Source organism: Chryseobacterium sp. Y16C (assembly GCF_022488405.1).
GTDB classification, from domain to species: Bacteria; Bacteroidota; Bacteroidia; order Flavobacteriales; family Weeksellaceae; genus Chryseobacterium; species Chryseobacterium geocarposphaerae.
Genome location: NZ_CP092711.1, coordinates 4,216,041 through 4,228,794 on the forward strand (window position 1 = coordinate 4,216,041; position 12,754 = coordinate 4,228,794).

Consider the following 12,754-nt stretch of genomic DNA (forward strand, 5'->3'; position numbering starts at 1 on the left):
AAATATTAAATACAAAAAAACTATGTTACTCAACAAAAGAATTTCAATAGGATATTTTGTCCGTCAGATTAAGTACCAGATCATATTGATTGTATTTTTTGCTTTTCTTATAGGTTTTTTGGATGATATATCTTTATTTAAAAAAATATCTATTCCATTAAGCATCCCCGCTTTGCTGGGAACGGCAGTGTCATTACTTCTGGCATTCAGAACAGCACAGTCATATGAAAGATGGTGGGAGGCAAGAACCGTATGGGGAGCTATAGTCAATGACTCAAGATCTTTTATAAGATTAGTAAGACAGTTTGTTCCTGAACTACCTGAGGAGAGCAGGGTATTTACAGAAAGACAGATCGTGTGGGTGTATGCATTAGGTGAAGCGTTGAGAAAACAGGTATTTTCAGATAAAGTGAAGAATTATCTGCAGTCCCATAATATTACAGGAACAAATATTCCTAATGCAATTTTGGATAAGCATTCTGAACATATTAGAAAAATTGCTGCAGAAGGTCGTATTTCAGATTTTAAAGAAGTTCAGTTAAATGAGGTTCTTATGAGATTATGTGACAGCATGGGAAAATGCGAGCGTTTGAAAAATACAGTATTTCCAAGAGCTTACAGTATCCTGCTTCATACATTGATTTATGTTTTTGCTTTTTTACTGCCTTTTGGTTTGGAAGATTCTCAGTTGACTGTTGAAATAGCGACTACTATCATTGTCCCTATTATATTTATTACGATAGAGAAAACAGCTATTATCATGCAGGATCCTTTTGAGAATACTCCTGTTGATACGCCAATGACAGCTTTGGCTCACACGATTGAAATTAACCTTCTTCAAATGATTGGTGAGAAAAATATTCCCGCTAAAAGACAGAATGATTCCTATTTTGAAATGTAGTTTAAATACATGATAACATCTTGAAATTATGAATAATGATAATAAAAATCTTTCAGCCTCATCAAAGCACAAAAAGAATCTATTGATTGTACTTTGCTTAAGTGGTACATATATGATTGCAGAAGTAATAGGAGGTATTACAACAAAGAGTCTTGCGTTGTTAGCTGATGCAGCGCACATGTTGACAGATGTGGTAGGGCTATTTTTAGCATTCGTTGCTATCAAGATAGGTGAAAGAAAAGCAACTTCTCAGAAAACTTTTGGTTACTATAGAACAGAGATATTGGCTGCCGTTATTAATGCAGTTGTTTTATTAGGTATTTCTCTATATGTTTTGTTTGAAGCATATCAGAGATTTAGTAGTCCTCCAGAGGTACAAAGTACTCCTATGTTGATTGTAGCTGGGATTGGTTTAGTGGTAAATATCATTGGGATCATAATTATCCGTAAAGATTCTTCTGAGAGTCTAAATATGAAGGGCGCTTATTTTGAAGTTCTTTCAGATGGATTAACATCAATAGGAGTAATGATTGCAGGAATAATAATGTTAACAACAGGTTGGTATTATGCTGATCCATTAATTTCTGCTGCAATAGGTCTTTTAATATTTCCAAGGACTTGGAAACTTTTGAAAGAGGCTATAAATGTCCTCTTAGAAGGTACACCAAAAGATGTCAACATAGAAGATTTACGGAAATCTCTTGAATCCATAAATGGAGTCAAAAAATTACATGACCTGCATGTTTGGTCTCTTACTTCAGGTGTAAATGCAATGAGTTCACATGTCATTGCTGACCGTAGTGAGGATATGAATATTCTACTAAAAACACTTACAGAAATAGCTACTACTGATTTTAAAATTTCTCATACTACTTTTCAAATTGAAACAGAAGGACACAAAGAAAGCGAAGCACATCTTTAAAGATTTAAAATACTAATAATCAAAAATACTGGAATATGGAAAACAGATTTGATGTAATAATTGTTGGCTCTGACCTACGGATTATGAATCACTTCGGGAAGCTTGCTTGGCGGTTCATGGGATCGCTATCCACATTTAACTTTAAAATAAATCTATTCTCGGTATGAAACCTAAAAGTCTTTTTAAGAGCAGCTATGCATTGCTTACCAGATTTTTTCTATTATTTATCATAATGTCTTTTTTACTAAGGCTGGGATTTGTATTGTCCTCATTTCAAAAGGCTGAGTTTTCTGCAGTATCTTTTATTAGAGTATTTTTATTAGGACTTATATATGACATAGGGGTAGGTTTGTTTTTCATATTTCCATATAGCCTTTATTTGTTGATTTTGCCCCAACGATTGGTAGATTCTAGATTAAATAAAATCATTACCTACTTTTCTTTTTCTCTTGGTATATTGATTCTGTTTTTTTCCTTTTTTGCTGAAATAACTTTTTGGCAGGAATTTGAAAGCCGGTTTAATTTTATCGCTGTAGACTATCTTATTTACACTTACGAAGTAATTAATAATATCAATGAATCTTATCCCCTGCCCATATTAATTGCAGTGATGATTATTCTCACATTTTTTGTAATTTTTTTCTGTATCCGAAAAAAATATTTTTTTGATACTTTCAAAGGCACTACCATATTTTTGTCAAGGCTGAAAATAACGGTTGGAATTTTTGCAGCAACTCTTGTTTATGCTTTCTTAGTCGAAAACAATTTTGCGGATTTGAGTACCAACCGCTATCAAAATGAATTGTCAAAATCAGGAATCTATTCATTCTTTTCTGCTTATAATAATAATGAAATCAATTACGATCATTTTTATCAACTTATGGATAATAAGGATGCTTTTAAGATTATTAAAAATGATTTGAAAGACAGCAGTTCAATATTTCTGCAGAACAGTTTCTCAATCGAAAGAAAAATTAAACCTACCACAGCAACTATACAAAGACCTAATGTAATTATGATTACAATGGAAAGTTTCAGTGCAGATTTCATGAAAACTTTTGGAAATAATCAGGATATAACTCCGGTATTGGATTCGCTTGCAAAAGAAAGTGTTTTATTTACAAATATGTATGCTACAGGTACGAGGACGGTTCGAGGAATGGAAGCTCTCTCTCTCGCAATACCACCTACACCAGGTAATAGTATCGTCAGACGAAAAAATAATGACCAGCTGACAACAATAGGGTCAATTTTCAGTGAGCAGGGTTATGATACAAGTTTTTTTTACGGAGGGGACGGATATTTTGATAATATGAACAAGTATTTTGGGAATAACGGATATAACATTATTGATAGAAACAGAAATGCATTTGCAAGGGAAAACTATCTTGCGCCAAGAACTTCAATCGATGATAGAAATATTACTTTCGAAAACGCATGGGGGATATGTGACGAGGATCTTTACAATGAGGTAATCAGAAAATCAGATCAGCAATATAAAAGTGGCAAACCCTTCTACGACTTTGTTATGACTACGTCAAATCACCGACCGTTCACCTATCCGGATGGTAAAATTGATATTCCCTCTGGTTCAGGAAGAGAAGGAGCAGTTAAATATACAGATTATGCAATAGGAGCATTTCTGAAAAAGATAAAAAATAAGCCATGGTATAAAAATACTGTTATTGTTATTGTTGCAGACCACTGTGCTAGCAGCGCCGGGAAAAATGAAATTGATATATCAAAATACCACATTCCCGCGATGATTGTAAATCTTCAGGACAAGCAGTCTTTGAAAATCGATAAAATGTGTTCTCAAATTGATTTGTATCCTACTTTATTTAACTTTTTAGGATGGAAATATACAAGCAATCTGTATGGGAAAAATGTAATTAGCGACAACTATATTCCCAGAATATTTGTGGGAACTTACCAAAAACTTGCCTATATGGAGAATGATGATCTCGTCATCCTTTCACCCCAACAAAAAGTTGAGACTTTTAAATATATACAAGGAAAAAACGATCAGATTGCTGTATTACCTAAGCCGGAAATAATAAGAAGGGCAATTGCCAATTATCAAACAGCCTATTACCTTTATAAAAATAATGGTTTGAAGCAGAATAAAAAAAATAATTGATATGAATATGGATCTCCGCTTTGAGTTAATTATTGCAGCTAAACTCTTTTTGTCAATAGTATTAGGTTGTATTATAGGTTTTGAGAGGGAAACATCCCATAAAGATGCGGGAATCAGAACTTTTGGTGCAATTACCTTGGCTTCGTGTCTGTTTGTTGCAATTGCATCTCACCTTACAGATGATAAATCTGCTATTGCACGAATGCTCGCTGCGATAGCAACGGGACTCGGCTTTATCGGCGCAGGTTTGAGCTTTAAGGATAAAAGCAACAGTCTTATGGGGCTGACAACATCATCTGCCTTATGGGCTACGGCGGCAGTCGGCTCTGCAGTTGCTCTCAATATGTATGTACTGGCTATATTTTCTACCGTTTTAATTTACATATTATTATCTCTTAATAAATTCACATGGTTTAGAAAGATAATAAAAAGTAATATTTCAAACAAAAGTAAGCATGATGAAGGAAACGACGTTTAGCTTACTTTAAGATTTAAAAATGTAAACATTTAATCAAAATATTATGGAACACATTCACAAGTATGACGCAGAGGGCAAACAGCTATGCTGCTCTGCACAAGAGGAAAAGATTGATAAAAAGGCTGATAATCTCCTGGAAAAATCGAAACATACAGCGAACGACGGGCATGATCATGATCATAACGATGAAGACGGGCACGACCACGGAAGCACGGATAAGACTATTTTTCAAATGTTTTTACCATCAGTAATATCACTGGTGCTTCTATTAACGGGAATAGTATTTGATAATTACGTGAAAATTGAATGGTTTAATGGATGGATTAGGACAATATGGTATGTGGCTGCTTATGCTCCTGTTGGCCTTCCTGTTATAAAAGAAGCTATTGAAAGTATCGTAAAAGGTGATGTCTTTTCGGAATTTTTACTGATGACCATTGCTACTGTCGGCGCATTTATTATCGCAGAATATCCTGAAGGTGTTGCTGTAATGTTGTTCTATGCTGTAGGAGAGACCTTTCAAACTCTCGCAGTTACAAGGGCTAAGAGTAATATTAAAGCTTTACTTGACCAGCGCCCAGATGAGGTTACAATTTTGGAGAATAATATTCCTAAAACTATAAAAGCTGCACAAGCTAAAATAGGAGAGATTATTCAATTGAAACCTGGTGAAAAATTAGCGTTGGACGGTGAATTGCTAAGTGATTCGGCATCCTTTAACACCGCTGCTTTAACAGGCGAAAGTAAACCAGATACGAAAAGCAAAGGGGAGTCAGTTTTAGCAGGAATGATCAATCTGACGAGCGTCGCACAAGTAAAAATCACTACTGCTTACGAAGATAGTAAATTAAGTAAGATTTTGGAATTGGTACAGAATGCCACATCACAAAAAGCACCTACAGAACTTTTTATCAGAAAATTTGCTCGTATATATACACCTATAGTCGTCTTATTGGCAATTTTAATCTGCGTTGTACCATATTTCATTGTTGATGATTATGTATTTAGAGATTGGTTGTATCGTGCGCTGGTATTTTTAGTGATCTCATGCCCTTGTGCATTGGTAATATCGATTCCTTTAGGATATTTCGGAGGGATTGGTGCCGCAAGCAGAAATGGGATTTTATTTAAAGGAAGTAATTTTCTCGATAAAATTGCTGAGATACAAAACGTTGTAATGGACAAAACCGGAACAATGACTGAAGGTGTTTTTAAAGTTCAGGAAGTTAAAATTCTGCCAGGTTTTGACCAGGACGAAATTCTTAAGCTGGTAAATGCACTGGAGAGTAAGTCAACGCATCCTGTCGCAACCGCTATTCATGAGTATGTTGGAGAAATTGATAGTTCTATCAATCTTGAGAATACGGAAGAAATTGCAGGTCACGGTCTTATAGCGACTGTGAACGGAAAAGATTTGTTGGTAGGTAATTTTAAGCTAATGGATAAATTCAATATTAAATATGATATTGACCCTTCCACAATTGTTTATACTATCATCGCAATAGCATATGAAGGAAAATTTGCTGGCCTTATTACTATTGCAGACAGCATAAAAGAAGATGCAGGGATTACAATCAAAAAACTTCATAATCTTAATGTTAAGGTGACCATGCTCAGTGGGGATAAGAGTAGTGTGGTTAAATATGTTGCGCATAAGATAGGAATTGATAATGCTTTTGGAGATTTACTTCCGGAAGACAAAGTCAATAAAGTTAAAGAGATTAAAGCAAGAAAAGAGAGCGTTGCATTTGTTGGTGACGGGGTAAATGATGCACCAGTGGTTGCATTGAGTGACGTAGGAATTGCTATGGGTGGATTAGGAAGTGATGCGACTATTGAAACAGCCGATGTCGTAATTCAGGATGATAAACCGTCAAAAATTCCTATTGCAATTAATATTGGCAAACAGACAAAAAAGATAGTTTGGCAGAATATCATCCTAGCATTTGTAGTGAAAGCAATTGTACTTGTTCTGGGAGCCGGAGGGCTGGCAACGATGTGGGAAGCTGTTTTTGCTGATGTAGGAGTTTCACTTATTGCTATTCTGAATGCCGTAAGAATTCAGAAAATGAAATTTGAATAATTACTTTTCAGATTTTTTTAAATACTGTAATTCAATAAATAAAATGAAGTTTTTAAACCAGCCTCCAATATCTAACTAATCTTTAAATCAATATAATTCTATTGTTTTTATTCCGATTTTATATCGGAACAGCAATAACTATGTTCAGAAATAATTACAGAAATTAAATCAAAATGCATATTCCCATGACAAATTTATTCAAAAAATATATGCTCATAATATTGATGCAGATTTGTTGTTTAGCCTCAGCACAAGACAGTCTGAAGTTAAATACTGTAGATTACTATGATTCTTTAGAGGTATCTGATCTGAAACATCATCAATTAAGTTACAAGAAATTAATTATCCCGGCAAGCTTGATTACAGCCGGAGCCATCAGTTTTGCTGTTCCTCAGATGAAAGAAATAGATCGTGATGTTAGGGGAGAAGTGAACGAACATAATTTGTCCAATTCAAAACTGGATAATTATACACAGTACGTCCCTGCTGCAATGGTGTATGCCTTGAATTTAGCAGGGATGAAGGGTAAACATAATTTTAAAGAAAGAACAATTATTTTTGCAACCAGCCAGGCTTTGACAGCGGCTATTGTACTTCCAAGTAAGAAATTAATCGGAGAAGAGCGACCTGATAAATCCAATAATATGTCGTTTCCTTCGGGACATGCTGCTGTTGCCTTTTCGACTGCCCACTTTTTATTCCGTGAATATAAGGACACCAATTACTGGCTTGGAATATCGGGATATTCATTTGCGGTTTTTACAAGTGTATACCGGGTAATCAATAACAAACATTGGGTAACTGATGTATTTGCAGGTGCTGGAGTTGGGATATTGTCAACAGAACTAGCTTATTGGTTATATCCCAAAATCAATTCTTTGTTTAACATCAGCAAGGGTAAGTCTGCTTCGATGATTTCGCCATTTTATCAAAAATTTGATAAAACGAATATGATGGGGCTAAACTATCAATTGTCCTTTTAAAAGTAATATAATGAGTTTTAAAAGGACATTAAAAAGAAAAGCAATACGTAATAGTAAACATAGGGTTTCCTCAAAGGATATCTTTTATCTGATATGTTGTGCCCTTTTTTTTCTTTTGCTAATAATACATCAGACTTATAAATTTAGTGTTAAGTATACAAAAATTCATCCCAGACCATCTAACCATCAAACACACTCTAAATAGTTAAAATACAATGTATCATTTTCTGAATAATACTTAAGTATTCTCCAAACAATATTTTCCAAACAAAAATTCATTCAAACAACTTTTATTAACCTTTTATTTTTTAACATTAGCATGAAAAAATTATTACTAAATCTTTTGACGGGCTTTGTATTTTGTACAATCTCTGCACAAGCACCAACGAATTATTATGACGGAACAGCAGGTCTTTCTGGAGCAACCCTAAAATCAAAACTTAAAACAATAATTACCAATGGGCACCAAGACAAAGGGTATGCAGGATTATTAAATGCATTTCAAACTACAGACCGAGATTATTTTTATGAAAACGACGGAACTGTAATGGATATGTATTCAGAAAATCCACTTGGATCAGATCCATACAACTATAACCACGGTTCTAACCAGTGTGGTAATTACAGCAGTGAAGGAGATTGTTATAACAGGGAGCACGTAGTACCACAAAGCTTATTTAATCAAAACTTACCAATGAGATCTGATGTCCATTTTGTGACACCAACTGATGGCAAAGTAAACGGAATGCGATCAAATTACCCATTTGGAAAAGTAGGAACGGTTTCTTTTACTTCATTAAATGGCTCAAAATTAGGAAGTTCGGCTTCCGCAGGCTACGCAGGTACTGTTTTTGAACCAATAGATGAATTTAAGGGAGATATTGCAAGAATGATTTTATATTTTGTAACAAGATATGAAACACAACTTTCTGGTTTCAGCAATGGAAACATTTTAGGCTCTGTGGCATTTCCAGGTCTTCAAACTTGGGAACTCAAACAATTACTTGCGTGGAATGATGGAGATCCAGTCTCAGCTTTTGAAATAGCACGAAATAATGCAGCTTTCACATATCAGGGAAATAGGAATCCATATATAGACCGCCCTGAATTTGTTGCGCTGATTTGGGGAGCTTATATGGGTGTAGATGATGTTTCATCAATATCTAAAAATCTAACCATTGTTCCAAATCCAGTTAGAGGAAATGTCTTAAGAGTAACTGGCGAAAAAGATTTGAAAAAATTTAAAATTGCATTAATTATTAATTCTGCTGGACAAAATGTTCAAACAATTGAAAAACCATTTGAGAATGGGAATACAGTTAATTTGAAAAATCTACCAAAAGGAGTTTATTTTCTTAAATTAGATAATAGCAATACAAAATTTATTATAGAAGATTAAAAAAGCAAAAGGAAGTGTCCTAAAAGTCAGATAAACCTTCTGAGAATCAAATATTCATATACTCCTCCTGTATTGGGGCACAAATAAAACCAGCAAAAATTGAGGCTGTCCAAACTTTTCGGACAGCCTCTTTGCTTTTTTAATCTAGTAATTAATTGTATGCGTCGCCAAAAAAAGTTTGGACAGAATTATACCTCCGTTTCTTACACTATAAAAATCTTCTATTACGATTACTCTGAGTAGAACTCTTTTAAAATTTTTGGAATATGACTCTGTGTTAAATAAGATAAAAGTTCAAAAACCGAAATCCAGATTAAATATCACAGTAAAATTAGATTAATATAAACAAATTGTTAGATTAGTCTAACAATTTATTTATATTTGTAAAAAAAATAATCGTGAGTAAAAGATATTTATCTGTTTTTGTACTTTGCTATCTTGTTTTTATTATCGTGCAGGCTTGTGATAACCTTCATCCGGAAGCAATAGACGAAGGTGAATTACTAGATGGTCCAATTGAGGGTTTGTCTTATGCTGAAAACCAGCAATTTTTAAAAGGAGATATAGCTTTTAATGATGAAATTTTCACAGTTGAAAAAGGGCTTGGGCCTACATTTGTAGCAACAAGTTGCGGCAGTTGTCATGCCGGTGACGGAAAGGGCACACCTTTTTCTACGCTGACTCGTTTTGGGCAGGTTGACGAAACAGGTAATTTATTTTTACATTTAGGTGGTCCCCAATTACAGAATAGAGCGATACCGGGTTTTACTCCGGAGACAATTCCTTTCGGAGCGACATTTTCCAAATTTACTCCGCCTGCAAATACAGGATTGGGTTTTATTGAATTGGTATCCGATACAGATATCTTGGCAATGGCTGATCCTTTTGATGCAGATAATGATGGGATTTCAGGAGTTCCAAATTACATAGTGCTTCCAGGGTATCAAGCGCCATTCCCCTTTGCTATCCCAAAAGAAGGAAAGTATATTGGACGATTTGGTAAAAAAGCATCCACATACAGCTTACTTCAACAGACTGTTAATGCCTATAATCAAGATATGGGCATTGCTTCAACATTTAATCCTCAAGATGTTTATTCAGGAATGAACATTGACCCAGAGGTCTCTGACAAAACCATTGCAGATGTCGTATTTTATCTGCGTACATTAAAAACGCCGATTCAACGAGATCCAGAAAACAATAGTGTTAAGCAGGGGCAGGCTCTATTTACCCAAATAAGTTGCATTAAATGCCATGTCCCGGAATTAAAAACTTCATCATCTTCAATTTCAGCATTATCAAATAAAAAGTTTTACCCATACACAGATCTATTGCTTCATGATATGGGCAATGCTTTGGATGATGGATATACAGAAGGATCTGCAAAGACCTATGAATGGCGTACTCCTGCATTGTGGGGACTGGGTTTATCACCAAAATCACAAGGGGGGCAATATTTCTTAATGCATGATGGTAGAGCAAAAAGTATAGAGGAAGCTATACAACTGCATGGTGGAGAAGCTACAAATAGCAAAAATAAATACATGCAGTTATTATCTCAGGAGAAAGAAGCTATTATTAAATTTTTAAAATCATTATAAAAGTGGACAGACTTGAATTTATAAAAAAATGTGGTTTTGCCTGTTTGGGGCTTACTGCACTTCCTATCGTTCTTTCAGGGTGTATAAGCAATAAAATAGTTGCTGGAACAATTGAAGAAGATTACATTATATTGCCTTTGGTAGATTTTGTGGAAGCAAAATATCCAGATAAAAAACGTTCTTATATCATCATTCAAAATGATATCCTGAAATATCCTATCTGCGTATTTCGTTTTTCAGAAACCGAATATGAGGCACTATGGATGCAATGTAGCCATCAGGGAAGCCAATTACAAGTGTTTGGAGACAAGCTCCAATGTCCTGCACACGGTAGCGAATTTACCAATAAAGGGCATGTACAAAATGGCCCTGCTGATAGGGCACTAAGAAAATTTCCGGTGTACATAGAATTCGATTTTTTGAAAATTTCTTTAAAGAAACCCGTATGAAAAAAATCCTCTACCTTACTGTATTTTTAATATTTCAAACAACCATAGCACAGGTCGATACTGAGCTATTAAAAAGAATTCCTGCAGACAGCGCCCAATCTTTAAATATGGATGCTGTCTACACACGCCCTTTCTTAGGCCTAGGAAAAGTACCTGTCTCTATCGGAGGCTATGCAGAAGTCAACTGGCAGCACATCAGTACCGACGGCGTATCAGAAGGACATCAATTTCAATTACGAAGAACGACACTTTTCGTATCTTCTTCAATTTCGTCCAAAATAAAATTTCTTAGTGAACTAGAATGGGAAGAAGGTGGTAAAGAGATTAATATTGAATTTGCTGCCATTGATGTGGAGCTCAATCCCCTGCTTAATTTGCGAGGAGGAATTATCATGAATCCAATTGGGGCTTTCAACCAAAATCATGATGGTCCGAAATGGGAATTTACTGATCGTCCTATATCAGCAACACAAATGTTGCCTGCAACATTTAGCAACGCCGGCTTTGGGTTATATGGAAAAATGTATAAAGCAGATTGGATGATTGGCTATGAAGCCTATCTTTCCGGAAATTTTGATAATTCAATTATTGATAATAGTCAGAACAAAACTTATTTGCCCGCTGCCAAAAGTAATCCGGAACGTTTTGAAGAAATCAACAGTGGCATCCCTCTTTTAACCGCCAAAATTGCTACAAGACATAAAAAAGCAGGAGAGATTGGAGTTTCTTATATGGGAGGTATTTATAATAAATTTCAGGATGATGGTCTCCAGATCGATGATAAAAGAAGTGTAAGGGTATTTGCATTGGATTATAATAATACACTTCCAAATTTGGGAACTTTTATTACTGCGGAATGGGCATGGGTAAAAGTAGATGTTCCTGAAACTTATACACAGCAATATGGGGATAGACAATATGGAGGATTTATTGATATTGTGCAACCCGTAGTTAAAAGAAAAATTCTAAGTTGGGAAAAAGCTGTTGTTAATGTTGCTTGCCGTTTTGAATATATAGATTGGAATGTAGGCCACTTTAGAGAAAATAACAGCAAAATTGGAGATGACCTATGGAGTGTAATGCCTGCAATTAGTTTAAGACCAAATGCACAGACTGTTTTTAGAATTAATTACAGATTTCAGAAACAAAAAGATGTTTTTGCAAATCCTTCATCAACCACGACAGGCTTCAGTTTCGGAATTTCTACCTATTTTTAATTTTTGGGAGATATTTTTTACGCAAAAATATCTTATATATAAAAGATAAAATGAAATAATAGGTGAGGAATTTAAGTATGAGAGTTTCAATTTTTTATTGGATAATTTAAATTTTTAATCAAGAGCATTGGGTGAAATTTTACTAAGAAGTTGAAATATATATAGCTAAGCTGTTGAAAATATATTTTTATTTGTAAATTTGTTATGTTGAAAAATTTAAGAATATATACGAGTGTGATAACACTATTTTGTTTGGGTTTCTTTTTGATACCCTTTCAAAGCTATGCCTGTTCCAAAAAATCAACAAGCACTGAAAAAAAATCCTGCTCAAAAGAAAAATCTGAAAAATTGCACTACAAAGACAGTTGCAAGTACAAGTCAGATAAAAAATGTGACGATGGTAACAACTGCGATGGCAATTGTAAACACAGCTCTTGCAGATGCAGTACTACTTCATCTTTTGTCAGCTTACTAATACCATTTGATTTAAATATAACAGACCCTTTTGCTGAAAACAAAAAGCAAAAATTCGGGTTTGAACAAGTCAACTATTCTTTAGGTTACTCATCCATTTGGCAACC

11 protein-coding genes are annotated in these 12,754 nt (G+C 34.6%); all 11 read left to right on the forward strand.

What is annotated here, in order from left to right; translation table 11 throughout:
• The first annotated feature begins 22 nt into the window (after positions 1 to 22).
• The gene (locus MKS83_RS19145; protein WP_002981215.1) at positions 23 to 901 is read left to right on the forward strand and encodes a bestrophin family protein; all 879 of its coding nucleotides are present in this window, start codon (positions 23 to 25) and stop codon (positions 899 to 901) included.
• 28 nt (positions 902 to 929) lie between these two features.
• A complete protein-coding gene (locus tag MKS83_RS19150; protein WP_002981213.1) occupies positions 930 to 1,823 on the forward strand; it encodes a cation diffusion facilitator family transporter in 894 nt (297 codons plus the stop codon).
• A 163-nt stretch (positions 1,824 to 1,986) separates the two neighbouring features.
• Positions 1,987 to 3,963, forward strand: a complete 1,977-nt coding sequence (locus tag MKS83_RS19155; RefSeq protein ID WP_002981212.1) for an LTA synthase family protein — start codon at positions 1,987 to 1,989, stop codon at positions 3,961 to 3,963.
• A gap of 1 nt (position 3,964) precedes the next feature.
• A complete protein-coding gene (locus MKS83_RS19160; RefSeq protein WP_002981210.1) occupies positions 3,965 to 4,441 on the forward strand; it encodes an MgtC/SapB family protein in 477 nt (158 codons plus the stop codon).
• 43 nt (positions 4,442 to 4,484) lie between these two features.
• A complete protein-coding gene (locus MKS83_RS19165; protein WP_002981207.1) occupies positions 4,485 to 6,524 on the forward strand; it encodes a heavy metal translocating P-type ATPase in 2,040 nt (679 codons plus the stop codon).
• A 185-nt stretch (positions 6,525 to 6,709) separates the two neighbouring features.
• Complete coding sequence (locus MKS83_RS19170) at positions 6,710 to 7,507, forward strand: phosphatase PAP2 family protein (RefSeq protein ID WP_123901653.1); 798 nt, start codon at positions 6,710 to 6,712, stop codon at positions 7,505 to 7,507.
• A 319-nt stretch (positions 7,508 to 7,826) separates the two neighbouring features.
• Positions 7,827 to 8,906 (forward strand): endonuclease, encoded by a 1,080-nt coding sequence (locus MKS83_RS19175; RefSeq protein WP_002981203.1) that lies wholly within the window; start codon positions 7,827 to 7,829, stop codon positions 8,904 to 8,906.
• Between the two features lie 398 nt (positions 8,907 to 9,304).
• On the forward strand, positions 9,305 to 10,507 hold the full coding sequence (locus tag MKS83_RS19180; protein ID WP_002981201.1) for a di-heme oxidoredictase family protein: 1,203 nt from the start codon (positions 9,305 to 9,307) through the stop codon (positions 10,505 to 10,507).
• 2 nt (positions 10,508 to 10,509) lie between these two features.
• Positions 10,510 to 10,956, forward strand: coding sequence for a Rieske (2Fe-2S) protein (locus MKS83_RS19185; RefSeq protein WP_240580928.1), 447 nt, complete (start codon positions 10,510 to 10,512; stop codon positions 10,954 to 10,956).
• Positions 10,953 to 12,173, forward strand: a complete 1,221-nt coding sequence (locus tag MKS83_RS19190; RefSeq protein WP_002981197.1) for a hypothetical protein — start codon at positions 10,953 to 10,955, stop codon at positions 12,171 to 12,173. The genes MKS83_RS19185 and MKS83_RS19190 overlap by 4 nt, the downstream gene beginning before the upstream one ends.
• A 283-nt stretch (positions 12,174 to 12,456) precedes the next feature.
• Positions 12,457 to 12,648, forward strand: coding sequence for a hypothetical protein (locus tag MKS83_RS19195; RefSeq protein WP_002981195.1), 192 nt, complete (start codon positions 12,457 to 12,459; stop codon positions 12,646 to 12,648).
• The last annotated feature ends 106 nt before the right edge of the window (positions 12,649 to 12,754 follow it).

Coding starts and splice junctions, on each gene's coding strand:
- MKS83_RS19155 (WP_002981212.1), top strand. CDS start 1,987: ATGAAACCTAAAAGTCTTTTTAAGAGCAGCTATGCATTGCTTACCAGA.
- MKS83_RS19175 (WP_002981203.1), top strand. CDS start 7,827: ATGAAAAAATTATTACTAAATCTTTTGACGGGCTTTGTATTTTGTACA.
- MKS83_RS19190 (WP_002981197.1), top strand. CDS start 10,953: ATGAAAAAAATCCTCTACCTTACTGTATTTTTAATATTTCAAACAACC.
- MKS83_RS19195 (WP_002981195.1), top strand. CDS start 12,457: ATGCCTGTTCCAAAAAATCAACAAGCACTGAAAAAAAATCCTGCTCAA.
- MKS83_RS19170 (WP_123901653.1), top strand. CDS start 6,710: ATGACAAATTTATTCAAAAAATATATGCTCATAATATTGATGCAGATT.
- MKS83_RS19145 (WP_002981215.1), top strand. CDS start 23: ATGTTACTCAACAAAAGAATTTCAATAGGATATTTTGTCCGTCAGATT.
- MKS83_RS19165 (WP_002981207.1), top strand. CDS start 4,485: ATGGAACACATTCACAAGTATGACGCAGAGGGCAAACAGCTATGCTGC.
- MKS83_RS19150 (WP_002981213.1), top strand. CDS start 930: ATGAATAATGATAATAAAAATCTTTCAGCCTCATCAAAGCACAAAAAG.
- MKS83_RS19160 (WP_002981210.1), top strand. CDS start 3,965: ATGAATATGGATCTCCGCTTTGAGTTAATTATTGCAGCTAAACTCTTT.